The organism is Rhodococcus sp. C-2, assembly GCF_027854095.1.
Taxonomy (GTDB): Bacteria; Actinomycetota; Actinomycetes; order Mycobacteriales; family Mycobacteriaceae; genus Rhodococcus_F; species Rhodococcus_F qingshengii.
This window is the reverse complement of sequence record NZ_JAQGFI010000010.1, coordinates 2,921-25,520: the sequence shown is the minus strand read 5'-3', so window position 1 is coordinate 25,520 and position 22,600 is coordinate 2,921. Positions and strand designations below refer to the sequence as shown.

The 22,600-nt window shown below is 62.3% G+C and carries 24 protein-coding genes; 15 read left to right on the top strand and 9 right to left on the bottom strand.

Annotated features, from left to right (window positions below; genetic code table 11):
• From PCS43_RS21060 to PCS43_RS21040, 5 genes are all read right to left on the bottom strand, one after another.
• Entirely contained in the window at positions 1–774 is a 774-nt protein-coding gene (locus PCS43_RS21060) for an ABC transporter ATP-binding protein (protein ID WP_064443299.1), read from the bottom strand.
• Entirely contained in the window at positions 771–1,799 is a 1,029-nt protein-coding gene (locus PCS43_RS21055; protein ID WP_064688305.1) for a branched-chain amino acid ABC transporter permease, read from the bottom strand. The genes PCS43_RS21060 and PCS43_RS21055 overlap by 4 nt, the downstream gene beginning before the upstream one ends.
• The gene (locus PCS43_RS21050; RefSeq protein WP_209907978.1) at positions 1,799–2,674 is read right to left on the bottom strand and encodes a branched-chain amino acid ABC transporter permease; all 876 of its coding nucleotides are present in this window, start codon (positions 2,672–2,674) and stop codon (positions 1,799–1,801) included. The genes PCS43_RS21055 and PCS43_RS21050 overlap by 1 nt, the downstream gene beginning before the upstream one ends.
• 15 nt (positions 2,675–2,689) lie before the next feature.
• On the bottom strand, positions 2,690–3,874 hold the full coding sequence (locus PCS43_RS21045; RefSeq protein WP_042452925.1) for an ABC transporter substrate-binding protein: 1,185 nt from the start codon (positions 3,872–3,874) through the stop codon (positions 2,690–2,692).
• A gap of 126 nt (positions 3,875–4,000) precedes the next feature.
• Positions 4,001–4,741 carry a TetR/AcrR family transcriptional regulator gene (locus PCS43_RS21040; protein ID WP_003941474.1) on the bottom strand — a complete coding sequence of 247 codons (741 nt, stop codon included), beginning with the start codon at positions 4,739–4,741 and terminating at the stop codon, positions 4,001–4,003.
• Positions 4,742–5,008: 267 nt separating this feature from the next.
• Between PCS43_RS21040 and urtA the strand changes: the two genes are divergently transcribed.
• The 8 genes from urtA (at position 5,009) to PCS43_RS21000 (ending at position 11,584) form a co-directional block, all read left to right on the top strand.
• On the top strand, positions 5,009–6,265 hold the full coding sequence (gene urtA, locus PCS43_RS21035; RefSeq protein WP_007735391.1) for an urea ABC transporter substrate-binding protein: 1,257 nt from the start codon (positions 5,009–5,011) through the stop codon (positions 6,263–6,265).
• Positions 6,266–6,319: 54 nt separating this feature from the next.
• A complete protein-coding gene (gene urtB, locus PCS43_RS21030; protein WP_003941514.1) occupies positions 6,320–7,204 on the top strand; it encodes an urea ABC transporter permease subunit UrtB in 885 nt (294 codons plus the stop codon).
• A complete protein-coding gene (urtC, locus tag PCS43_RS21025; protein WP_007735392.1) occupies positions 7,201–8,307 on the top strand; it encodes an urea ABC transporter permease subunit UrtC in 1,107 nt (368 codons plus the stop codon). The genes urtB and urtC overlap by 4 nt, the downstream gene beginning before the upstream one ends.
• A complete protein-coding gene (gene urtD, locus PCS43_RS21020) occupies positions 8,304–9,140 on the top strand; it encodes an urea ABC transporter ATP-binding protein UrtD (RefSeq protein ID WP_003941545.1) in 837 nt (278 codons plus the stop codon). Before urtC ends, urtD begins: the two co-directional genes overlap by 4 nt.
• 3 nt (positions 9,141–9,143) lie before the next feature.
• Positions 9,144–9,836, top strand: coding sequence for an urea ABC transporter ATP-binding subunit UrtE (urtE, locus tag PCS43_RS21015; RefSeq protein WP_003941544.1), 693 nt, complete (start codon positions 9,144–9,146; stop codon positions 9,834–9,836).
• A gap of 1 nt (position 9,837) precedes the next feature.
• Positions 9,838–10,527 carry a GntR family transcriptional regulator gene (locus PCS43_RS21010; protein WP_209907976.1) on the top strand — a complete coding sequence of 230 codons (690 nt, stop codon included), beginning with the start codon at positions 9,838–9,840 and terminating at the stop codon, positions 10,525–10,527.
• Between the two features lie 190 nt (positions 10,528–10,717).
• Positions 10,718–11,248, top strand: coding sequence for a hypothetical protein (locus tag PCS43_RS21005; protein ID WP_076949135.1), 531 nt, complete (start codon positions 10,718–10,720; stop codon positions 11,246–11,248).
• Positions 11,249–11,362: 114 nt separating this feature from the next.
• On the top strand, positions 11,363–11,584 hold the full coding sequence (locus PCS43_RS21000; RefSeq protein WP_042923314.1) for a hypothetical protein: 222 nt from the start codon (positions 11,363–11,365) through the stop codon (positions 11,582–11,584).
• Positions 11,585–11,936: 352 nt separating this feature from the next.
• Here PCS43_RS21000 and PCS43_RS20995 read toward each other — a convergent pair whose 3' ends face one another.
• From PCS43_RS20995 to PCS43_RS20985, 3 genes are read right to left on the bottom strand one after another with little or no spacing between them, the layout of a single operon-like run.
• Positions 11,937–12,545: a signal peptidase I gene (locus tag PCS43_RS20995; RefSeq protein WP_076949134.1), complete on the bottom strand. Its 609-nt coding sequence runs from the start codon at positions 12,543–12,545 to the stop codon at positions 11,937–11,939.
• 10 nt (positions 12,546–12,555) lie between these two features.
• Positions 12,556–13,173 (bottom strand): hypothetical protein, encoded by a 618-nt coding sequence (locus PCS43_RS20990; RefSeq protein ID WP_228232510.1) that lies wholly within the window; start codon positions 13,171–13,173, stop codon positions 12,556–12,558.
• A gap of 7 nt (positions 13,174–13,180) precedes the next feature.
• Positions 13,181–13,810 (bottom strand): SipW-dependent-type signal peptide-containing protein, encoded by a 630-nt coding sequence (locus PCS43_RS20985; RefSeq protein ID WP_007735401.1) that lies wholly within the window; start codon positions 13,808–13,810, stop codon positions 13,181–13,183.
• Positions 13,811–14,037: 227 nt separating this feature from the next.
• Between PCS43_RS20985 and PCS43_RS20980 the strand changes: the two genes are divergently transcribed.
• The 6 genes from PCS43_RS20980 to atzF all read left to right on the top strand — a co-directional run bounded on the left by PCS43_RS20980 (position 14,038) and on the right by atzF (position 20,228).
• On the top strand, positions 14,038–15,027 hold the full coding sequence (locus PCS43_RS20980) for an LLM class flavin-dependent oxidoreductase (protein ID WP_076949133.1): 990 nt from the start codon (positions 14,038–14,040) through the stop codon (positions 15,025–15,027).
• A gap of 9 nt (positions 15,028–15,036) precedes the next feature.
• The gene (locus PCS43_RS20975; RefSeq protein WP_270923096.1) at positions 15,037–16,290 is read left to right on the top strand and encodes an MFS transporter; all 1,254 of its coding nucleotides are present in this window, start codon (positions 15,037–15,039) and stop codon (positions 16,288–16,290) included.
• A 96-nt stretch (positions 16,291–16,386) separates the two neighbouring features.
• On the top strand, positions 16,387–17,193 hold the full coding sequence (locus PCS43_RS20970; RefSeq protein WP_125050464.1) for an SDR family NAD(P)-dependent oxidoreductase: 807 nt from the start codon (positions 16,387–16,389) through the stop codon (positions 17,191–17,193).
• Positions 17,190–17,723, top strand: coding sequence for a carboxymuconolactone decarboxylase family protein (locus tag PCS43_RS20965; RefSeq protein ID WP_003941526.1), 534 nt, complete (start codon positions 17,190–17,192; stop codon positions 17,721–17,723). Before PCS43_RS20970 ends, PCS43_RS20965 begins: the two co-directional genes overlap by 4 nt.
• A gap of 76 nt (positions 17,724–17,799) precedes the next feature.
• Positions 17,800–18,501 (top strand): GntR family transcriptional regulator, encoded by a 702-nt coding sequence (locus tag PCS43_RS20960; protein WP_019744458.1) that lies wholly within the window; start codon positions 17,800–17,802, stop codon positions 18,499–18,501.
• Between the two features lie 17 nt (positions 18,502–18,518).
• Positions 18,519–20,228: an allophanate hydrolase gene (atzF, locus tag PCS43_RS20955; protein ID WP_125050463.1), complete on the top strand. Its 1,710-nt coding sequence runs from the start codon at positions 18,519–18,521 to the stop codon at positions 20,226–20,228.
• A 3-nt stretch (positions 20,229–20,231) separates the two neighbouring features.
• Here the strand turns inward: atzF and PCS43_RS20950 are convergent, their stop codons facing one another.
• A complete protein-coding gene (locus PCS43_RS20950) occupies positions 20,232–20,807 on the bottom strand; it encodes a TetR family transcriptional regulator (RefSeq protein ID WP_003941498.1) in 576 nt (191 codons plus the stop codon).
• Positions 20,808–20,875: 68 nt separating this feature from the next.
• Here PCS43_RS20950 and PCS43_RS20945 point away from each other — a divergent pair, with 68 nt between their 5' ends.
• Positions 20,876–22,477 carry an MFS transporter gene (locus PCS43_RS20945; RefSeq protein ID WP_209907971.1) on the top strand — a complete coding sequence of 534 codons (1,602 nt, stop codon included), beginning with the start codon at positions 20,876–20,878 and terminating at the stop codon, positions 22,475–22,477.
• The last annotated feature ends 123 nt before the right edge of the window (positions 22,478–22,600 follow it).

Below are 22,600 nucleotides of genomic sequence, written 5' to 3'. Positions count from 1 at the left end.
TCAGGCGCCTTCCTCGTATTCGGAACCGAAATAGACTTCTCGCATCGCGTCGCTGGCCAAGCACTCCTGCGGTGGTCCGTAGAACGCCACTGATCCGAAATTGAGCAGCACGATCTTGGTGGCGAGCGCCGCGATGAGATCGACGTTGTGATCGACCAGGACTACTCCCTTGCCCTGCGCGGCAATCGATCGCACGGCACCGGAGATGGCAGCGATGCCGTCGTGATCCGCACCGGCAAACGGTTCGTCCAACAGGAGGACTTCGGGTTCGGTCGCCATCGCCCGCGCCACCTCGACCAGACGCTGCGCGCCCAAACTGAGATCCCCGCAAGCACTCTCGACGTCGGTGACCGAGTATCGCGCAGCAATCTCTCGGGCCCGCTGTGCTGTCCGGTCCCAGTTCTCGAAAGGTCCTTTGATCGCCCACCACAGCGAGTGCAGAGGTGAGGTGATCTTGTGCCCGTACAGTCCCGGGATGATGTTGTCGACGGCGTCGAGTTCCGCCGCGAGCTGCGGATGTTGAAACGTGCGCGAGAGCCCTTGCCGTGCACGGCGCTCCGACGGCCCCGTCAAGGCAGCACCCGCGAGCGCGACGGTTCCGGAGTCTGCTTGCTGTGTGCCGAAGATGCAGTCCACCAGGGTGGTCTTGCCTGCCCCGTTCGGGCCGACCAGGCCGATCACCTCTCCCGGTCCGACGCTGAACGAGACATCGTCGACAGCGCGGACGCCGCCGTAGGACTTGTGGAGCCCGCTCACTTCGAGTAGCCGAGTCATCGATTGCCACGCTCCTTGTACAGACGGTTCATTCGACCCAGAACGTTCTGACTCCACCCGATCACCCCACCAGGCGCGACGATGAGGATCACCAGGACGGCTCCGGCAAGCAGGAGTTCCCCACTTCCCTGGTACCCGGGCATGTTCAGCGTCACGATCACCACGATCAATGCACCGAGCGGAGCACCCCACGCCGAACCGCGACCGCCGATGATCGGCATGAAGATTGCGAGGAAAACAATACTGAGAGTGAAGGTTTCAGGAGTGACAGCTTGCACCGACACGGTGAACAGCGATCCGCCGGTCGACGCGATCGCAGCACCGATCGCCAGCGCCACAACGGTCAGGTGCGCAGGATTGACGCCGGAAGACCGTGCGACATTACGATTGTCGCGGGCAGCTTGCAACATCAGCCCCCACACCGATTTCCGGAGTCGATCGACAGCGACCGCGATCAGACACACGAACAAGATCGCGAACACGACCAATGCGTAGCGCGGTGGCTCCCAGCCGAACATCGTCACAGTCTCGACGCCCGAGATCCCGGCCGATCCGCCGGTGAAACTCGGCCCGTCGATCAACCAGTGCTCGAAAGCGATACCGAACAACAAGGTCACCGCGGCAAGGTAGAAGCCGGAGAGTTTCTGCGTTGCCAAGCTGAGGAGTACTGCAACCGCTGCAGCGGCGAGGGCGCCGAGAATCCATCCCCACCACATCGACAACCCGGTCCGAACCGAGATCAGCGCAACGGCATACGCGCCGATCGCCGCATACGCGCTGTACGCCATCGACAGTGATCCCGCGAGCACGAATGGCACGTACATGCCGAGTGCGATCAGCGAATACGTCGCAGCGAGGAACACCAGATCCTGCCGGTACAGACTCGGCCCCATCCACAGCAGCACGGCAGCAACCACGACCACGGTGATCAGCGCTTCTCGTGACAGGGCGAGCATCCTCGTCCGGGAACGGCCGGATGTAGCGGGCGGATTTGACGTCAGCGGACTGGTAGAAAGCGAGGCCATCAGACGCGAACCTTCCTCGAGAGCAAGCCTTCCGGACGGAAAGCGAAGAACACCAGGGCAATCAACAGAATCGCGGTTTGCGCAGCACTCGCACCGAAGTAGTACGGGGCGAATACCTGGACGACGCCCAACACCATTCCGCCGATCAGCGGAGCCCAACTTCGGCCGGTACCACCGATGACGAGTGCGATGAATGCCGTCAGCGTCCATGACAGACCGCTCGTGAACTGAACACCGGCCTTGGGAGCGAACAGAAGTCCGGCGACGGCGGCGATCACACCCGCGAGGGTGAACGCGATGAGGCGTACCCGATCCACCGGCAAGCCCAGGACGCGGGCGGCATCCGGACTGTCGCCGACGGCGCGTAGCAGACGGCCCGAGGTGGACCGGTTCAGCCACAGTCCGATACCGACGAAGATCACGGCAGTTCCGACGACGAGTACAACGGTCGAACTGTCGACGGTGGCACCGAGCACCGATATCGGATCGAAGTCGAAGATCTTCTGTCCGGGAAGTGGTGTTCGGCCGAAGACCGTGCCGGCGAGCTGCTGGATCCCGAACAGTACTGCGGTCACCGCCACCAACGCCGGTAGTTCCCCACGACCCGAACGCTTCTGAACCTGTTTGACCACAAGCTTTTCCGTCAGGATCGACAGCGCCACCGCTACCGCGATCCCCAGCGGCATGGCAATCCAGAGAGCGAGCCCGCAATTGATCGCGACCCAACTCGACGCCATGGCCGCAGCCATCGCGTACGGGCCCATCGCAAAGTTGAAGAAATCGGCGCCGACCACCACGAGATACATTCCGAGGGCTATCAGTGAGAAGAATGCACCGATCTCGATGGCTGCGAGCCACAGTTGTGCGTCTGTCATGTCAAGGCTCCTCGGTTATCCGCACGGGGGTTGGTAGGAATCCCACGGATGGGCCGGCTTGTTGTCCTCACCGAATTCGACGAGCACCAGTCCGCAGAGGCTGTCCGGAGCCAGGTGATCCTGCGAAGAAAACGACAGTGTCAATCCGTCCTGGCCGAAGCTGGCGGGAAGTGCCGAAACCTGTTGAAGAGCATCACGAACGGCCGTCCGATCTCGGTGGTCGCCGGCAATTTCGATTGCCTCGGCCAACATCATGACGGCGTCGTACGCCTGTGCGTCGTAGGCGGTCAGTTGATAATCAGGCCCCTTCACCGCCTGCACCTTGCGACGCAGTTCGGCGGTTCTCGGGTTGTTCTCACTGAGCGAGCCCATGTACACCATGCCGCTCAACGCCTTCGGGTCCGCCAAAGCCCAAGATGCGGGCTGGTTTCCGATGGAAGCGAGTGAGAAGCGTTGCGTCTGCGGGGTGACCTTCGACAAGGTGTTGTGCGCGAGGATTTCGAAGTGCCCGCCGATACTGGCGACCAGAATCGCGTCCGGTTCGGTTTCCGCGAGACGTGAGACCTGTGCGGTGATGTCCGCGGCATCGACCGGCGCCTTTTCGACGCCCGTCACTCTCGCGCACTTCTCGAGCGCCGGCCGCAGGGTCTTGATGATTCCGTCGATGGACGCACTCGCGTCACCGAGAATTCCCAGGGACTTGTACCCCATCTTCTCGAAAGCCCCGCAGTACACCTGGGCGTACTGCTTCAACGAGTTCGGAATCATGAACGAGAAGTCGTTGTCGGGCGCCGAGGCAAAGGCGTCGCTGAGAACGACCGGAGCTATCGCAGGAATCTTCGACTGCTGGAGAATCGACTTGGCCTGCAGCACCGACCCGCTGCCCGTGGCGAGGATGACCGCACTGGACCCGTGATCGACCAACTTCCGAATGATCGACGGGGTTTTGGTGGGACTGCTCTCGTCGTTCTCGACAACCAATTCGACTTGCTTACCGTTGATTCCGCCCGCCTGGTTGATCAGGTCGACGGTCATCCGCACCGTCTTGCCGGCGATCGTGCTGTACGACGCACCGGGCCCGGTGGAGTCCTCGTCCAAACCGATGACGATGGTGTCTTCGGGAATGACACCGGCAGATGCGCACGCGCTCGCCCCGAGGACCACTGCCGCGCAGACGGCGATCGCCTTTCCGAGTCTCACATCGAACTCCCGTCCAAACTGTGCTTGGTAAATCAAACAAGCGCTTGATTTACGAGTGTGGACAGAAGTATGCACTGGGTCACACTGATAGTCAAAATCCGAACTACACGCGCAGGAACTGCGGTGTTACGGCTTCTGCAGCTGCCGGATCGACGAGCTGAGTTCGCGAATGACGGACTTCAATTCGTCGACATCAGAGCGGAGTTCGGCAAGGTCCGAGTCGGGAGATTCGGTCTGCGCTTCCTTCTTCGCCGTGCGCCGCGCAATGCGTGCCACCGGCTCGCCGTCGACGGAACGTGCGGCAAAGCCGTCCAGGAAAACCGAAATCAGATTGCGCTGCAGATCTTCGGCCAATTCGGAAAGCTGCGGGCGATACTGCGCGACGGTGGACCAGACGGATTCACGCAGGAGACGGTGAAACTGTTCGGGATCGATGTCTTCCCGAAACTCCGCGTCGGCAATTCCGCGAGCGATAGCCGATCGCCAGTAGCTGTGTGCCTTCTGAACCAGGATGGTGATGGGCGCGTCCGCCGGTTGCGACGAAAGTATGGCTTCTCCCTGATAGACCTCCGTGGCATACGGGTGATCCACCGCCGAGGCAAAAGACACCGACACCATCGTGGCCAGGCGATTTCGAGCCGAACCTTCCGGTTCGATCGAGTCTTCGTACCGGACGTTGAGATCTTCGAGGAACCGGACGACGATCTCGTTGGCTATCGCATCCTTGGAGTCGAAGTAGTGATAGAGGCTGCCGGAGAGGATCCCGACTTCGTCGGCGATGTCTCGCACGGTCGTCGCGGCGATTCCCCGCTCACTGAACAGCTTGGCCGCATGAGCGAGTATTTCGTCCCGTCGGGTCGAGCGCACGAGAAGATCCTTCCGACGTTCCGATCGTCAAGCGAGTGCTTGATCAATTTCTCGTCGATGCTAACACCGCACCCTCGCTGACCTGCGGTGTGAGGTCCTGGATACGCAATCGAAACACCGGACACACACTTGTCACCGACAGTCATTCCACCGCAACAACTTCCACCTACTCTGTGCACTCGACGAATACAGCGTTGTATACGCACTCCGGATACAGATCTGTCAGAGCCATTGTCTGCCAGAGCCATCGACACGAAAGGCCCGTACATGCGAACCTTCTCGAAGCGCACCCTTGCCGCGCCGGCCGCTCTCGCCGCGCTGGGCTTGGTTCTCACCGGCTGCGGAAGCAAGGCAACAGACACCGCATCGGGAGATTCGACGGCTACGTCGTGCGTCGACACCTCGGGGGACACGATCAAGGTCGGTTCCCTGAATTCACTCTCGGGCACCATGGCCATCAGTGAAGTGACGGTCCGCGACTCCATCTCGTTGGCGGTGCAGGAGATCAACGATTCCGGCGGTGTACTGGGTAAGAAGATCCAGATCGTGGCAGAGGACGGCGCGTCGGAGCCGACAGTGTTCGCCGAGAAGGCCGAGAAACTGATCAGCAGCGATTGCGTCGCAGCAGTTTTCGGTGGCTGGACCTCCTCGAGCCGCAAGGCCATGCTGCCCGTGTTCGAGGACAACAACTCTTTGCTCTACTACCCGGTCCAGTACGAGGGACTGGAAGATTCGAAGAACATCTTCTACACGGGCGCAACGACCAACCAGCAGATCATCCCGGCTCTGGATTACCTGAAGGAGAAGGGCGTCAAGTCGCTGTATCTGGTCGGCAGCGACTACGTGTTCCCGCAGACCGCCAACCGCATCATCAAGGCGTACGCGGCAGCGAACGGCATCGAGATCAAGGGCGAGGATTACACGCCTCTGGGTTCGACCGACTTCTCCACCATCGTGAACAAGGTCCGCACAGCCGACGCCGATGCCGTGTTCAACACACTCAACGGCGATTCCAACGTTGCGTTCTTCCGTGAATACTCGAATGTCGGCCTGAAGCCTGCCGACATGCCCGTCGTCTCCGTCTCCATTGCGGAGGAAGAGGTCGGTGGTATCGGAGTCCAGAACGTCGAAGGCCAGCTGACGGCGTGGAACTACTACCAGACCATCGACTCCCCCGAGAACAAGAAGTTCGTCGCGGCGTACAAGGCAAAGTTCGGCCAGGACAAGCCCACGTCCGATCCGATGGAAGCGGCATACACCTCCGTCTACCTCTGGAAGAACACCGTCGAGAAGGCCAACTCGTTTGCGGTCAAGGATATTCAGGACAACGCCGACGGTGTGACCTTCCAGGCGCCCGAAGGACTCGTCACCATCGACGGCGACAACCACCACATCACCAAGACTGCCCGGATCGGCGAAATCCGTTCCGACGGACTGATCTACACGGTCTGGGATTCGGGACAGCCGATCGAGCCGGATCCGTACCTGAAGAACTACCCCTGGGCTGAGGGGCTCGGTAGCTGATCGACAAAAGGCGGAATTGACGGAATCGACGAGTAGAGAGGTGGAGCGTCTGTCATGGATGTTGTGATCGGGCAGTTGTTCACGGGTTTGAGTATCGGATCGATTCTCCTGTTGGCAGCGTTGGGGTTGTCTCTCACGTTCGGGCAGATGGGTGTCATCAACATGGCACACGGCGAGTTCATCATGGCCGGCTCGTACACCGCATATGTAGTGCAGCAAGTGATCTCGAATGCAACGGGATCGTTGATCATTTCTCTGCTCGTCGGTTTCGTCGTCGGCGGACTGATGGGTGTCGTGCTCGAAGTGGTCCTGGTATCGCGGATGTACCACCGACCCCTCGACACCCTGTTGGTGACATTCGGCGTCGGATTGATCCTTCAGCAGTTGGCGCGCGACATCTTCGGCGCGCCGGCAGTCAATGTTTCGGCGCCGAGCTGGCTTTCGGGCGGGGTCGATATTTTCGGCGCCGTGGTGCCGAAAACCCGCATCTTCATTCTGGTGTTGGCGATCGCAGCGGTGATCGCACTTTCGGTCGCACTGAAGCAGTCGTCGATGGGTAGACGCATCCGGGCCGTCGTCCAGAATCGCGATCTGGCCGAGACGAGCGGAATCTCCTCTCGTCGTACGGACATCACGACCTTCTTCCTCGGTTCCGGGCTCGCCGGCGTCGCGGGTGTCGCGTTGACGCTCATCGGTTCCACCAGCCCGACCATCGGCCAGTCCTATCTGATCGACGCCTTCCTGGTTGTTGTCGTCGGCGGTCTCGGTCAGATGAAGGGAGCCGTGATCGCAGCCTTCGCCCTCGGCATCTTGAACTCGTTCATCGAGTACTCGACGACAGCGTCGATCGCGAAGGTGATCGTGTTCGTCATCATCGTCGTCTTCCTTCAAGTTCGGCCGCAGGGCCTGTTCGCAGTCAAGACGAGGAGCCTCGTATGAGCATCCTGAACAATTCCCGAATTCGGGTGTGGGGCGGTTTCGCACTTGCCGCGATCGTGCTGTTCGCCGTCGCTCCGGCTGTGCTCTCGGACTTCAGGCTGTCACTGTTGGCCAAATTCCTGTGCTTCGCCATAGTCGCTGTCGGTATCGGCTTGGCTTGGGGCAGAGGCGGAATGCTCACGCTCGGCCAGGGCGTCTTCTTCGGAATCGGCGCATACGTGATGGCGATGCACCTCAAGATCGCCGATGCCGAACTCAAGGGCGACGCGGTCCCGGACTTCATGTCCATCGCCGGCAAGACCGAACTGCCGGGATACTGGCAACCGTTCGCCTCGCCATTCGTGGCGATCTTCGCCATCCTTTTCCTGCCGGCCGCTGTTGCCTTTCTCCTCGGACTCGGTGTGTTCAAGCGGAGAGTCAAGGGCGCGTACTTCGCGATCCTCTCGCAAGCACTCGCCGCGGCTTTCGCGATCCTCTTGATCGGCCAGCAGTCGATCGGTGGCAGCAACGGCCTCAACCGCTTTCGCACGTTCTTCGGTTTCAACCTCAACGATCCGGCGAACAAGCAGATGTTGTTCTTCATCGCCGCCGGAGTTCTTCTCGCATCGGTCGCTCTGATTCGCCAGCTGATGAACTCCCGATACGGCGAACTCCTCGTCGCCGTCCGCGATCAAGAGGAGCGCGTACGTTTCCTCGGATACGATCCGGCGAACATCAAACTGGTCGCCTACGTGACCGCGGCGTTCCTCGCCGGTATCGCCGGTGCGCTGTTCGTTCCGATCGTGGGCATCATCTCCCCCGCCGACGTCGGGATCGTTCCGTCAATCGCCTTTCTCATCGGGGTCGCGATCGGTGGCCGCGCAACGCTTCTGGGTCCGGTACTCGGTGCGATCGGCGTCGCGTGGGCGCAGTCGACATTCTCGGAGAAACTCCCTTCGGGATGGATCTACGCACAAGGGTTGATGTTCATCGTCGTGGTCGGGTTCTTCCCGGCAGGTGTGGCCGGATTGTTCGCCCTGATGCGCCACCGCAAGAAGCGTGAGACCCCGGCCGACCCACCGGTCAAGGTCTCCCAACCCGAACCAGTGGAGGTGTCGTCATGACCAACACAACCGCCACCAGCGAACCCACACCGGCACTGGGCGGCAACGCCGGAATGTCGTCCGAGTACCTCGAAGTACGAAATCTTTCGGTCAGCTTCGACGGTTTCAAGGCCGTCGACGGCGTCGACTTGACCCTCATGCAGGGCGACCTGAGGTTTCTCATCGGCCCGAACGGGGCTGGAAAGACAACGTTGGTCGACGCCATCACCGGACTCGTTCCCGCGACGGGTTCCATCACGAAGTCCGGCGAGCAACTGCTCGGCAAGAAGGTTCACAAGATCGCCCGCCTCGGCGTCGGGCGAACCTTCCAGACGGCAAGCGTCTTCGAAGAGCTCTCGGTGCTGCAGAATCTCGACATCGCGGCCGGAGCCGGCCGATCACCGTGGAACCTGCTCAGAAAACGCAAAGGTGTGCTTCCCGAGATCGAAGAGGCGCTGGAGACAACCGGGTTGGAGCACCTCAGGGACACCGCCGCAGGCATTCTGGCGCACGGACAGAAGCAGTGGCTCGAAATCGGAATGTTGTTGGTACAGAACTGTTCCGTGCTCCTGCTCGACGAGCCCGTCGCAGGCATGAGCCTCGAGGAGCGCGAGGAGACCGGGAACCTTCTGCGGCGCATCGGCGGTGCGCGAACCGTCGTCGTAGTCGAGCACGACATGGACTTCATGCGATCCTTCGCCACGTCCGTCACAGTGCTCGCCGCTGGGAAAGTGCTTGCCGAAGGAACTGTGGCGGAGGTCCAAGCCGACCCCAAGGTGCAAGAGGTCTACCTCGGCACAGCCGCTGCCGGAACCGATCTCGGCGCCGACACCGAACCGACCCCGGAGGACTGAATCATGCTCGAGCTCGTCGACATCCGCGCCGGCTACGGACGCACCGAAGTGATCCACGGCGTATCCCTGCTGGTTCCCAGCGACGGAGTTGCGGCAGTCATGGGTCACAACGGTGCGGGTAAAACCACCTTGCTGCGCGCCGCCGTCGGTCTGATCAAACCTACACGGGGAAAGGTACTTCTGAACGGTGAGGACATCACCGGTCTACGGCCGAGCGCCCGCGTCGCTCGCGGACTTGCCTACGTACCCCAGGGCCAGCAGTCGTTCGGACAACTGACAACTGCCGAGAATCTTCGGGTGGTCGCCGACGGGCGCAAACGCGGAAAGGCACTCATCGCAGAGGCATTGGATCTGTTTCCCGCACTCACCACGCTCCTCGACCGTCGCGCGGGACTTCTCTCCGGTGGGCAGCGACAACAGCTTGCCATCGCTCGCGCCCTGATCACCGAGCCCAAGATCCTCATTCTGGACGAGCCGACCGAGGGCATTCAACCCAACGTGGTCGCCGAAATCGAAAGGACCGTCATGGAACTCACCGAACGCGGCGATCTCGGTGTCCTCCTCGTAGAGCAGCACATCGGTTTCGCGCTCCAATCTGCGCAGCATTACAGCATTCTCGCGGCGGGACACGTGACCTCGACCGGTGAGGGCGGCACCACGTCCACCGAGGCGGTTCGTCGAGCGATGGCAATCTGACATGAGTGTGCGCCCGCCGCTGCGCGAGCAGGTCTATCGGTCGATCCGGAGCGATCTGATGTCGGGTCAGATCGCGCCATCCGAACGACTGGGCGAGGAACGCCTGGCCCATCTCTACGGTGTCTCGCGAACACCGGTGCGCGAAGCGCTCGCAAAGTTGGAATCCGACGGGCTGGTCGAGCGCGACGAACACGGCCTCTTTCCGTACCGACCGCACCTCGACGAGTTGGGTGGCCTCTACGAGCTGCGCATACTCCTCGAGGTACACGGACTTCGGCGGGTACTCGACGGTGAGGCCCCCGCTCATGATCGAGACGCGCTCGGTTCCGAACTCGACAAGTGGTACGCATTTCTCAAACAGATGCCGGTACCGGACGCCGGTTTCGTGACGCTCGACGAGGAGTTCCACATCGCGCTCCTCGCCTCGTCCGGAAACCACGCGTTGGTCGACGCTCTTCAGGCCGTCAACTCGAAGCTGCGCCCCGTGCGGATGTTCGACTACCTGACTCCCGACCGTATGAAGGCCACGGTGGAGGAACATATCTCCGTCGTCGAACTGGTGCTGGACGGCAAGATTCCGCAAGCACACGAGGCACTGGTGTCGCACATCGACATCTCTCGTGCGGTTGTCCTCGACCGCGCTCGGCAGGCCCTCTCGTTGGCCGCCATGGCCAACGCTGTGCGGAACTGATCAGCGTCGTGTCGCTGACTTCAGGGTGAAGACTTCGGTGACGTGGTCTCTCGTCAGGGGGACCAGCAGATACTCCCCCGGTACGGTTGGCTTCGGGCCGAGTACAGAACCGGGCACCGTACCCGTTGTGCCGTCCGAGCATTCGACTGCAACTTCGCTCGTGTAGTCCGCATCAGGAGCAACGTCGCAGGTGAGTCCGTCTTCCGTGGTGAAGGCGGAGATACTCGAATCGGCGGGGCCGTGGATCGCTGTCCCGATTGGATCCGCCGGAGCCGGTGTGCTCGTAGTTGGTGCGGCTGTCGTTGTCGGGGTTGCTGTCGATGTCGGGGTTGCTGTCGATGTCGGGGTTGCTGTCGGTGTCGGCACAGACGCGGTGGTCGTCATCCCTGCCGTGTTCTCAGCTGCCGTGTTCTCAGCTGCCGTGGTCTCAGCTGCCGTGGTCGAAGAAGTCGTCGATGACGGGGGTTCGCTCACCGAAGTAGACGTCGGGCTGACCGCACGCGCAGCAAATCCGGTTGGGAGGCTCAGCGGCGTGACCGGGTATGTCGCGCTGCCAATTCCGCATTGGGCCGTTACAAGATTGAATGTCACGTTTGTGGTGCCCAGTATCTGCGCCCCCAGAATCGCAAAAGCTGCCATCGAAAGACTCACGCTCAGCGTCGATTGCGCCGTTGTTGCCGTGGACGTTCGCGTGCTCACGAGCTTGATGTTCGTGTATTGAATCGTCGCCAAGCCAGCGGCGTTCACAGTGGCGTCCGCCCCTGTTACCGTCACCGATGCGTTCTCGGCAGGCTGTGGAATCGTGAGGACGCGAGATCCCACCGTCACCTGATTCGTGGGGCTACTCGCCGATACCGATGCCCTGTTCGAGGTATCGCACGCAGCCCCTGCCGTAATCGGCGATGCCACAGTGACTATCGGCGCACTGACCAGATCAACCCCCAGTAGAGACAGCAAGTTCACTGTCACGGTCATCGAGGTGAGTGTCGACGTCGCATCGGTATCCGAAACAATTGCCGACTGGCAGCGGCCGCTCGCTGGCTGCCCGACCGAGTAGGCAGCGCACGACGAGATCGATCCGGTCCGGGACAACGAGTTGACGCCCAGTAGCTTTGCAACCACCAGATTGGTTGTGTCCAGGTCCTTTCCAATCGTGTTCTGTTGTGAGACACCTTCGAACATCGAACTGCCGAAAAGATCTATCACGATTCCGCCACTGGACAACCCGAGCCCGCCGGCGCCTCTGCCGTACCCACTCGTCGTCCATGAACCGGTGGAAATCGGGCCGGTAACGTACTCGGAGTCTGTCCACGCCGCTTCTGTCTCTCCGAGGAGTGGGTGAGACGAGAAACCAGAGCCCAAAACAACCGCAACTGCCAATACGATGACTGAAAACAGGTGGCGACGCTTCATTGTCTACCGCCGTCTGGCGGTAGAAGAACCTGGATGGGTTCGGTTTTCGGGTCGGCCGAGTCGGCATCATCGTCGTCATCGGTATTGCGCGGCCAGAATACCGCGACCACCAAAGCGGCCATGGTCAGCGTGATCGCCCCCAGAACAAGAGGATTCGAGAAGTAGACGATCACCCGCGCCAATCCCGGAACGTGCCAGAGCACCTTTCGGACCGTGGTGACCTCGTATACCGCGGGATCAGCCGAAGCGTTGGCATCACCCTTGAGATCGAGAATCGTGATGCCGTTGTCCTGGGTACGAGCGGAGACGACCCGGTGGGTCACCGGCAGTTCGGACACTCCCCGATCGACGGTGACGACGTCGCCCACCTCGACGGAATCTGCCGTTACTTCCCGCACAACTGCCAGAGATCCGGTCGGAATGGTCGGCGACATCGATCCGGTCTTGAACAAGATCAGTGTGATGTCGAAAACGAAGGCACAGATCACCAAAGCGATACAAACAACCCCACCGGCAGCGAGAACCTGAAGGATGCAGTCCCCGATGATCGTGGGGATCGAACGCTTCTTCGTCCGGGCATGTGTTGCCCGGGCATGTGTTGGCATTGCAGCTCCTTCAGGGTGTTGCACTGAACTGCCAAGTGGGAGTTGCCGTTTTACCGGTCAGCGCCGAGTTGCTCCAATTAGCCGAGGTTGCGGGCAGCGAAATCTCGAAGCACAGCGCCACCGCGGCGCCCGGGGACGCTCCACCGGTGGGTAGCGCGATGGCCCCGACTGCGGAACCAGTTGAGAGCGACGGAAACACCGTCGCACTTCCCACCACGAATTGTGGTGTTCCCGTGGCGAAGGCTGACGCATCACAGGTCGTCGACTTGACCACCCGATACCGCAGCGCCGACGCCAGAGTGGAGTCGCCGGCAACCGTGGCCGCCTGCAGAGTGACGGATGCTGCCGGCGAGACCGGCACTGTTCGAAGAGATATCGGGCCGTACGAGAACGCACCGGGGCGAATCAGGAGCGCCGAGGGCGTGTACGTGAAAACGCCAGGGGCACTGGATGAATGCGACGACCATCCACCGCCGACGTTCGACTCGATTCCGAATGTTCCGGTGCGAAACGATGCATCGCCCATCGTGCTGTCCACCCAACTGGCGGCCACGGTGGTTGCACCGATACCCAGGACGAGTCCCGAGGCCGCCAGTGCGTACACCTGACGCATTCGCCGTGTGACCACGCAGGCGTCAGGGGGTGGACTGGCCGGTGAACTGCCAGAGCAAGCGCCCGGTGTTCTTGCCCGACACGATCGAAGGGTCGACTCCGGCAGGCAGCGTGACCGCGAAGCACAGTTCCACCGGCACGCCCGTGCCTAGCAAGGTGACATCCGAACCCGAACCTGCCGTCAAGGCCACCGGACTGGCTGTCGTGCCTACCCATGCTGTTCCTGCTCCAATTCCCGCTGCCGTGCAGGTCGTGGAGGGGACACCTCGATACACCGAGTACCGCAGGGCGGGTTTGAGGTCGGTATCACCGCCCGTTGCACCGAGTAGTTGTACCGTCGCGCCGGAAGTGCTGGCCGTGGGACCGATCCGAAGCGCTACCGGCGCGTATACCGTCGTTCCGGGTGAGAGTGCGTCGAATCCCGTGCTGAATTGGAAGTGGCCGGCGGAAGCGTCCACTTGATACTCACCCCAGGTCGTCAGTCCGTCGAAGCTGCCCTGGAGATTCCAACTTCCCGTCTTGAACTGCGCGTCGCCGAAAACGTTGTCTGTCCACGCCGCCAAGGTGACAGCGGCGCCGATACCGAGGACAAGTCCTCCGGCAAGTAATGCACGTACTTTGCGCTTGTTTACAGCCTTCCGATCAGTGGCCATGCTGGTCTCGATTCACTTGGAATGCGAAAGAACCTCCGATTCGGGAAATCTAGCCCCCAATTTCATCCGAAATATCCGAAATGACCGAAATCGAGACAAGAACTTCACGCCTTGTCCGCCTCGCCACCATCCGTGGGCGCTGACCAGGCGGAAATAGGAAAGCCGGCCAGATGGTTGCACCTTCCAACGACGTTTGCGTTCTATTCGCTGAGAAAGGCACCACATTCATGGCCGTCCCACTTTCCATCCTCGATCTCGCCCACATCGGCGACAACGAAACCGCCAAAAACAGCTTCGACGCCAGCGTGACCTTGGCGCAGCGTGCCGAGGAGTGGGGTTACAAGCGAATCTGGTATGCCGAGCACCACAACATGGGTTCCATCGCGTCTTCGGCCACCAGCGTTCTGATCAGCCACGTCGCCGCGCACACCAGCAAAATCCGCCTCGGCGCCGGTGGAATCATGCTGCCCAACCACGCGCCGCTGACGATCGCCGAGCAGTTCGGCACCCTCGAGACTCTGCACCCGGGTCGCATCGATCTCGGTCTCGGTCGCGCGCCCGGTAGTGATCAGAAGACCATGCAGGCTTTGCGACGCGACCCGAGTTCTTCGGACAGCTTCCCGCAGGACGTACTCGAGCTTCAGGGCTACCTCGGCGACACTTCGCGCGTCCCCGGAATCAATGCCGTTCCCGGTAAGGGCACTCACGTTCCGCTCTACATTCTCGGATCGTCACTGTTCGGAGCCAAGCTTGCCGCGATGCTCGGCCTGCCGTATGCATTTGCCTCGCACTTCGCCCCCAACGCCCTGCGCGACGCCGTCGCGATCTATCGACGCGAGTTCAAGCCGTCGGAGCAGTTGGCGGAGCCGTACGTCATCGCGGGCGTCAATGTCATCGCCGCCGACACCCATGAGCAGGCTCAGCAGGACTTCCTCGCGGCCAAGCGTTCGCGCGTCAGCCTTCTTCTCGGACGCGGACGCAAGTTCACGGACGACGAAGCGGACATGCTGCTCGACTCCCCCGCGGGTCAGCAGGTTCTGCAGATGACCAAGTACAGCGCCATCGGCACGCCCACGGAGGTCCGCGCCTACCTCGACGAGTTCACCGAGCATGCACAGGCCGACGAGCTGATCACGGTGTCGACCGGTACCAACCGCGAGGCCTGGTTACGCACGTTCGAACTCCTCGCCGACGTGAGCGATCTGGTACCCGCCTAAGCTGCCGGTATGGGCGATCCATCCCGTCGCGGGTTCATCTCGGTACTGGCAGTTCTACTTTCGACGGGTTGGGCCGCCAACCACTTTGCTTCGCTCATCCCGGTTCTCCGGATGGACGAGGGTCTTTCGCATACCGTGCTCGACGGTGTTTTCGGTATCTACGCGCTCGGACTCCTACCCGGCCTGTTGACCGGTGGAGCACTGTCGGATCGCGTCGGCCGAGCTGTAGTCGTCCTGCCCGGAGCGCTCATAGCCTCGCTCGGAACCTTGATTCTTCTTCTCTGGCACGACGCGCCCGGGCTCATGGTCGGGCGCCTCGTTGTCGGTATCGGTGCCGGTCTGGCAATCGGCGCCGGCACCGCGTGGGCGGCTGACCTTCGCGGCAAGTCCGGAACCGTGATGGCGGGCGTAGTACTCACCTCGGGTTTTGCACTGGGACCACTGTTTTCGGGTCTGTTGGCACAATTTGCCGCCTTCCCACTCGCTACGCCCTTTGTCGTCTCGGCCGTCTTGTCGGTGGGTTCGGTTACCGCGGCAGCTGTGTGGAGTCGTACACCTGTTCCCGTAGAAGCCGCGACCATCACACCCGTCCCAGACGGCGCGGAGCGCTCCGTCGCAAATGCGCCAGACGGCGCGGAGCGCTCCGTCGCAAATGCGCCAGACGGCGCGGAGCGCTCCGTCGCAAATGCGCTGCTCTGGGCACTTCCGTTGGCGCCGTGGGTGTTCGCCAGCGCAACAGTCTCTTTCGTGACCATGACGGCCAGGCTCGGGGACCGCTACTCAGGTCCTCTCCTTCCGGGTTTCGCGGCGGCGCTGACTCTGGGTGCTGGAATCCTGGTTCAAACCGCTGCGCGCCATCGCAATTGGGGTCCTCAGGCCGGCACGGTCGGCGCCGCACTGGCGGCGCTCGGATACTGCCTGGTCGCAGTCGGCGGCGCGCACCCCGCGCTCGGGTTGTTCATCGTCTGCGCGCTCGTCCTCGGTACGGCCTACGGACTGTGTCTGCGTGAGGGACTGCTCGACCTCGAGTCGCTGGCTCCCCCGGCCTCGCGGGGCGCCCTGACCGGGATCTTCTACGTCGGCACCTATCTCGGATTCGGACTGCCGGTGCTACTTGTTGTCATCGAACCCACGATGGGTCCGTCACTGCCGTTGGTGATCCTCGCCGCTGTTGCCGCCGTCGTTGCCGTGGTCCGATTCCGTCGATTGCGGTCGACCCAGGCTTCCTCGTCACATCCGCGTCTCGAAGCCGCATCGGTCTGAACACCCGTTCGGACGGAGTTGGCGGTACTTGCAGTCGCAGCTACCCGGCGGTGTTAGCGTCGGAGGACCAGAAGGTCACTGCGTAGGGACACAGCAATGGGCAAGAGCGAGGCGGGCAAGGCCGAATCGGCCAAGAGTAGTGCGGACGACCTGACGGGTCGGCGCATCCTGATCACCGGCGCTGCCCGCAATATCGGTTCTTCGCTGGCCAGACGCCTGTACGACCGTGGTGCGTCCGTGGGACTGCTCGGCCTCGAGCCTGAACTTCTCGAACAAGTCGCCACTTCCTGCGGCCGCGCGCCGTGGCAGTTGTGCGACGTCGCCGACCTCGAGCAGGTATCTCGCGGCGTCGACTACATCGCTGAGAAGCTGGGAGGCATCGACGTCGTCGTCGCCAATGCCGGGGTCGAGGCGAACTCGTCGATCCTCGGCGGCGACCCTGCGGACATGCGCCGCGCCGTCGAAGTCAACCTCATGGGCACGTACTACACCCTGCGCGCAGCAGGTCCGCACATCAGTCACGAAAACGGTTACGCCCTGGTGGTCGCCTCGGCCCACGGCGCCGCCAAGCATCCGTTTCGCGGACCGTTCGGTGCTTCGCGCGCCGGCGTCGACGCGTTGGGTGACGCGTTGCGCTTGGAAATGAAACACCTCGGCACCAAGGTGGGCGTCGCGTACATCGGCGACATCGACACCGATACCACCGCACTCTCTTTCGACGGCGCTCGCGGAACCCTCGCCAGCGCCGGCACCACGACCGTCGCTGACGCCGTCGACGCGTTCGAGCGCGGTATCGTCGGCCGGAAGTCACGCGTACACGCGCCCCGCCGCAGCGCCGCGGTTCGCCACATCGCGCAACGAGCTATCGACCTCCGTCCCTCTCACATCCGTGGAGTCGCATGAACCCCCGCATCCCGCCCGGCCGATTCAAGGACCTCGGTCCGATCAACTGGGGAATCTGGCGTGTCCTGTCGAAGGCTGCCGGAGCACCCGATGCGCATCTGTTCAGCACCTTGGGGCGCACGGGTGGACTCTTCCGCGGTTGGCTGCACTACTCCGGCTCACTCATGCCCGGCGGCAAGATCTCTCGCCACGACACCGAACTGATCATCCTGCGGGTCGCGCACCTGCGGGACTGCGGTTACGAGATGGATCACCACATCAGGCTCGGCCGCAAAGCCGGAATCGACGCAGAAGAACTGGCCCGAATCATCGAGGGCCCTGGCGCTTCCGAGTTGAGTCCGCGTCACCGTGCGATCTTGACTGCGGTCGACGAGTTGGTCACCACCAAGGACGTCACCGACGACACGTGGGGAACGCTCTCGCAGCATCTCGACGATCGTCGGTTGATCGAATTCACCTTGTTGGTCACTCAGTACGACGGCCTGGCCACCACGATCGGAACCTTGCGGGTTCAGCGCGACTTCTCCTGAAGTTCCGCGGCGGCCGTAACTCAGCTCTAACCCGAAGACATCTGGACGAAACACCTGATCAATAGCGTATACAGGTATGTCGACAGGGATGAATACGGCGCCGGAGCCACTGCGTGAGGTGGTCTACCGGGAACTACGCACCGAACTGGTCAACGGGACTATCGGGTTCGATCAGCGCCTGACGGAACCGAAACTCTCCACGCGTTTCGGCATTTCTCGCACACCAGTACGGGAAGCGTTGACGATGCTGTGCGCCGATGGACTCCTGCGCCGGGAAGAGTACGGGTTCTCCGCCGTGCGCCCGAGTATCCCGCGGATCCGAGATCTGTATGAACTCCGAATCACTCTGGAACTACAAGGAATTACCCGGGCGATCGCAGATCCGACGATCCGGCACGACCGAACAATCCTCGACGACGAATTGGTGCGGTGGCGTGCCCTGGCTCTCGATCCGCCCGCTCAGGAACCGGGGTTCGTCGAACTGGACGAGGAATTCCACGTCGCCGTACTGAGGGCGTCGGGAAACAATGAACTGGTCGCGTCGCTGCTGTCGGTGAATTCCCGTATCCGGCACGTTCGGATGTACGACTTCATGGTCAACGGCCGCATCGACACCTCGATCGCGGAGCACATTCGAATCCTCGAAGAACTACGTGCCGGCAATCTGCCCGAGGCCCGCACGCTTTTGCACCAGCACATCGGCGAGTCTCTCGACGTCGTCCTCGACCGGGTGACCCGCGCGATCACCGCGCTCTCACTCGCCAACATCACGGACTGATCGGAGCAGTACACACCATGACCATCGCAGCAGAAGTTTTCACCCCGACAGCCCGGGTCGAGCAGGCATTCCAGCGGATCGAGGAAGTAGATCGCCCCGAAGTCTGGATCACGTTGCGCCGCAAGGAAGATGTGCTTGCCGATGCCGCTTCGGTCGAAGCCAGAATCGCCACGGGCGAGCATCTTCCTCTGGCTGGGCGTCTGGTCGCCGTCAAGGACAACGTCGACGTCGCCGGTCTGCCGACCACAGCGGCGTGCCCCGAATTCGCGTATTCGCCGGACGAAACCGCCAGTGCCGTTGCGCGGTTGATCGAGCACGGGGCTGTTGTTCTGGGGAAGACCAATCTGGACCAGTTCGCCACCGGACTGGTCGGAACGCGCAGTCCGTACGGAGCCGTTCGCTGCGCCTGGGACGAAGAGTTGATCTCGGGCGGTAGTAGCTCCGGATCCGCCGTCGCTGTCGCGCTGGGAATTGCAGACATCGGAATCGGCACCGACACCGCCGGTTCCGGCCGGGTGCCGGCAGCGTTCCACGGGATCTACGGACTCAAGCTCTCGCTCGGCGTCATCCCAGCCCACGGAGTAGTGCCCGCCTGCGTGGACTACGACGCTCTGACGGTATTTGCCGACGACCTCGAATCGGCAACCGCGGCAGCGGCAATCATGATCGGCCACGAACCTCGGGATCCCCGCAGCCGCGTCTGGCCTTCCGACGTTCGTCTCGCGGCGGCGCCGAATCCCCGCGTCGCCGTCCCCCGAATCGAGGATCTCGCTCAACTGAGCCCGTCGTATACAGCAGCATTTCAGGACACTGTGACAGCTCTGGTAGCCGGCGGCGCCGAGACCGAGACCGTCGACATCTCCGGGCTGCTCGACGCGGCCCGATTGCTCTACGACGGCGCCGTAGTGGCGCAGCGGTACGCCGCTGCCGGCGAGTTCCTCGAAACTCGTCCTGCCGGAGCAGATCCCGCGGTGTCCGACATCGTGCTCGGTGCGAAGCACCCCACCGGATACCAGCTAGTCGACGATCTCGATGCTCTCACCCGCGCCAAGGCTGCCGCCCGGGAACTCCTCGCCGGGTTCGACGCCCTACTGCTTCCCACCACCACCGAACACCCGACGATTGCCGCCGTGACCGAGGATCCGTTCGGAATCAACCGCCGGATGGGAACTTTCACCAACTTCTGCAACCTGCTCGACATGGCGGCCGTCGCGGCGCCCGGACACCGCACTGCCGAAGATCACCCGTTCGGCGTCATGTTCGTCGTACCCGCTTTCGACGACCAGAGCGCCATCGACCTCGCTGCGCGACTCGGCGGTGTGCCTTCACCTACCCTCGTCGATACCGGAATCGACCTCGCAGTATTCGGCGCTCACCTGCGCGGGCAACCCCTCAACACACAGTTGGTCGACCTCGGCGCGCGGTACGTCGAAACCGTCACGACCTCGGATGCCTACCGGCTCTTCGCTCTCGACACGACGCCACCGAAGCCCGGCCTGGTACGCCGTGGCCCTGGACTCGGCGCACCGGTCGTCGGCGAGATCTTCCGAATCTCACCGGCCGGGCTGGGAACATTCCTCGCCGCCTTGCCTGCACCGATGGCGCTCACGAGCGTCGAGTTATCCGACGGCAGAACGACAGTCGGTTTCAGCTGCACTCATGACGCCGTAAACGGCGCAGCTGACATCACCGACTACGGCGGTTGGGCCGCGTACCTCTCTCGCTGACAGTCACGGCTTGCAGATTCGAGTGACGGCCTCGCGCACCACTTCACGGCGGCGCGCGATCTCGTCGGCGTCGACGTTCTGGTTGTCGGCCACACCGGGGGCCACCACCCAGCCGAACACGAGGCCGAACAGCATCGTGATCAGGTCCTGGGGGTCCCAGTGCTTCGAGATGAGGCCGTCTTCTTGAGCCTTGCGAATCGTGGCCATTCGCGGAACCCAGCTGGAATGTTCCTCGGCCAGCTTCTTCATCCGTGGTGCCTCACCCTGCAATTGACCCCAGATCATCATCCGTTGAATCTGTGGTTTGCCGAGCATTGCGTCGAACAGTTCGACGGCATGCGCGGGCATGTCTTCACCGGTGAACTCGACGGATTCCATCGCCTGCTCGAAGTCGACGTCGAGCACCGCGTGGAACAACGCGACCTTGTCACCGAAATAGGCGTAGAGGCGCTCCTTACTGGCGTTTCCGTTCTTCGCAATCCGATCGATGCGCGCACCGGCAAGCCCGTAGGTGCCGAATTCTTCTTGCGCAGCGTCGAGGATTCGCTGTTTCGTCGCGGTCACGTCAGTGGGAGCCATAGTGATGATGGTAACCGAACGAACTATTTCGTTTGACTCACCCGAGAAGGCTGGAATACCTTTTTCCAATGACCACCACGTCCCACGTCGACGGCGGCACTCTGCCACCGATCCCGGCTGTCTCCGAGAATCCGAATCATCAACGTCGCTGGCTGGTGCTCTGCATCGTCGCGTTCGCTCAACTCATGGTGGTGCTCGACGGCACCATCGTTTCCATCGCCCTACCGGCAGCCCAGGAAGAACTGGGCATCAGCGACCTTGACCGCGCGTGGGTGGTCACGTCGTACGCCTTGGCGTTCGGTGCGCTGCTGCTCCTCGGCGGACGTATCGCCGACTACTGGGGCCGCAAGCGCTCCTTCATCGTCGGCATGGCGGGCTTCGCGGTTGCCTCCGGCATCGGCGGCATCGCGCAGAGCGGTATCGAACTGTTCATCGCCCGCGCCGGCCAGGGCGTCTTCGCAGCACTGCTCGCGCCCGCCGCGCTGTCGATGCTCACCACCACCTTCATCGGAGAGAAGGAGCGCGCCAAGGCTTTTGCCGTCTACGGCGCGATCTCCGGCGGTGGCGCTGCTATCGGCCTTCTCCTCGGTGGAGTGCTGACGCAGTACGTCGACTGGCGCTGGTGCCTGCTCGTCAACATCCCGATCGCGCTGATCGCCATCGCTGCGGCCGTCCCGATCGTCAAGGAAACCAAAGCGCACGGCGACACGAGCTACGACCTTCCCGGCGCTGTCCTCATCGCCCTGGGGCTCGGCTCACTGGTCTACGGATTCACACGCGCCGAGCACGGCTGGGGTCAGGCGGACACTTTGCTGTTCATCGCACTGGGTCTGGTCTTCCTCGCGATCTTCGTGGTCGTCGAGAGCCGCAGCAAGAATCCGCTTCTACCGCTGAGCGTTCCGTGCCATCGCGATCGCGGCGCTGCTCTGATCGGCTCCATGCTGGTGGGCGCCGCCCTGCTCGGCGGCACGTTGTACCTGACGTTCTACCTGCAGATCGTGCTCGGATTCAGCCCGGTCATGGCCGGCGTCGGATCGCTGCCGATGGCGTTCTTCATCGTCTTGGCGTCGACCATCGCAGCGCAGTTGTCCACCAAGATCGGCCCCAAGCCGCTCATGGTCGCCGGCCCGCTGGTGGCAGCAGTAGGACTGCTCATGCTGACCCAGATCGAGGTACACAGCTCCTACTGGACGCACGTGTTCCCCGGCCTCGCGATCTTCGGCTTCGGACTGGGTCTGCTGATGGTGCCGATGCAGAACCTCGCACTGATCGGTGTCCCCGACCACGACGCCGGCGCTGCCAGTGCCCTGGTCAACGCCACCCTGCAGATCGGCGGCGCACTCGGAACCGCACTGTTCACCACGATCTACGCTTCGGCAAAGTCGGCCTTCACCGCCGACAACGCGGCGCCGATCCCGCCGGAAGGCATTCCTGTCGACATGTCGAACGCGACCATCCCGACTGGTGACCAATTGGCGCTACTCCCCCAGCCGGTGCAGGACCTCGTCGCCTCGATGACGGACTACTTCTTCGGCGCCGAGGTATCCGGATACTCGGCCGCATTCGGTTGGGCGGCAATCCTGTTGGCGATCATCGCACCGGTAGTGCTGGTGCTGGTCCGCGCCAAGAAGGGTGATCTGCCCGCCGAGGGTGCAGTCCACATGGGGTAACCCCCCTGTGCGCCTTTATTAACCGCCCGCGGTTAATAAAGGCGCACAGCAGGGCAGGGCGTCACAAAAAACACAGCCCCCCCGCGGCGGCGGGGGGCCGACACCATAGGGGGGGGCACCCCC

What these genes read in the sequence shown, in the direction of transcription:
- PCS43_RS21060 (WP_064443299.1), bottom strand. Translation starts at nt 774, where the DNA reads ATGACTCGGCTACTCGAAGTGAGCGGGCTCCACAAGTCCTACGGCGGC.
- PCS43_RS21055 (WP_064688305.1), bottom strand. Translation starts at nt 1,799, where the DNA reads ATGGCCTCGCTTTCTACCAGTCCGCTGACGTCAAATCCGCCCGCTACA.
- PCS43_RS21050 (WP_209907978.1), bottom strand. Translation starts at nt 2,674, where the DNA reads ATGACAGACGCACAACTGTGGCTCGCAGCCATCGAGATCGGTGCATTC.
- urtA (WP_007735391.1), top strand. Translation starts at nt 5,009, where the DNA reads ATGCGAACCTTCTCGAAGCGCACCCTTGCCGCGCCGGCCGCTCTCGCC.
- urtB (WP_003941514.1), top strand. Translation starts at nt 6,320, where the DNA reads ATGGATGTTGTGATCGGGCAGTTGTTCACGGGTTTGAGTATCGGATCG.
- urtC (WP_007735392.1), top strand. Translation starts at nt 7,201, where the DNA reads ATGAGCATCCTGAACAATTCCCGAATTCGGGTGTGGGGCGGTTTCGCA.
- urtD (WP_003941545.1), top strand. Translation starts at nt 8,304, where the DNA reads ATGACCAACACAACCGCCACCAGCGAACCCACACCGGCACTGGGCGGC.
- urtE (WP_003941544.1), top strand. Translation starts at nt 9,144, where the DNA reads ATGCTCGAGCTCGTCGACATCCGCGCCGGCTACGGACGCACCGAAGTG.
- PCS43_RS21010 (WP_209907976.1), top strand. Translation starts at nt 9,838, where the DNA reads ATGAGTGTGCGCCCGCCGCTGCGCGAGCAGGTCTATCGGTCGATCCGG.
- PCS43_RS20995 (WP_076949134.1), bottom strand. Translation starts at nt 12,545, where the DNA reads ATGCCAACACATGCCCGGGCAACACATGCCCGGACGAAGAAGCGTTCG.
- PCS43_RS20985 (WP_007735401.1), bottom strand. Translation starts at nt 13,810, where the DNA reads ATGGCCACTGATCGGAAGGCTGTAAACAAGCGCAAAGTACGTGCATTA.
- PCS43_RS20980 (WP_076949133.1), top strand. Translation starts at nt 14,038, where the DNA reads ATGGCCGTCCCACTTTCCATCCTCGATCTCGCCCACATCGGCGACAAC.
- PCS43_RS20975 (WP_270923096.1), top strand. Translation starts at nt 15,037, where the DNA reads ATGGGCGATCCATCCCGTCGCGGGTTCATCTCGGTACTGGCAGTTCTA.
- PCS43_RS20970 (WP_125050464.1), top strand. Translation starts at nt 16,387, where the DNA reads ATGGGCAAGAGCGAGGCGGGCAAGGCCGAATCGGCCAAGAGTAGTGCG.
- PCS43_RS20965 (WP_003941526.1), top strand. Translation starts at nt 17,190, where the DNA reads ATGAACCCCCGCATCCCGCCCGGCCGATTCAAGGACCTCGGTCCGATC.
- PCS43_RS20960 (WP_019744458.1), top strand. Translation starts at nt 17,800, where the DNA reads ATGTCGACAGGGATGAATACGGCGCCGGAGCCACTGCGTGAGGTGGTC.
- atzF (WP_125050463.1), top strand. Translation starts at nt 18,519, where the DNA reads ATGACCATCGCAGCAGAAGTTTTCACCCCGACAGCCCGGGTCGAGCAG.
- PCS43_RS20950 (WP_003941498.1), bottom strand. Translation starts at nt 20,807, where the DNA reads ATGGCTCCCACTGACGTGACCGCGACGAAACAGCGAATCCTCGACGCT.
- PCS43_RS20945 (WP_209907971.1), top strand. Translation starts at nt 20,876, where the DNA reads ATGACCACCACGTCCCACGTCGACGGCGGCACTCTGCCACCGATCCCG.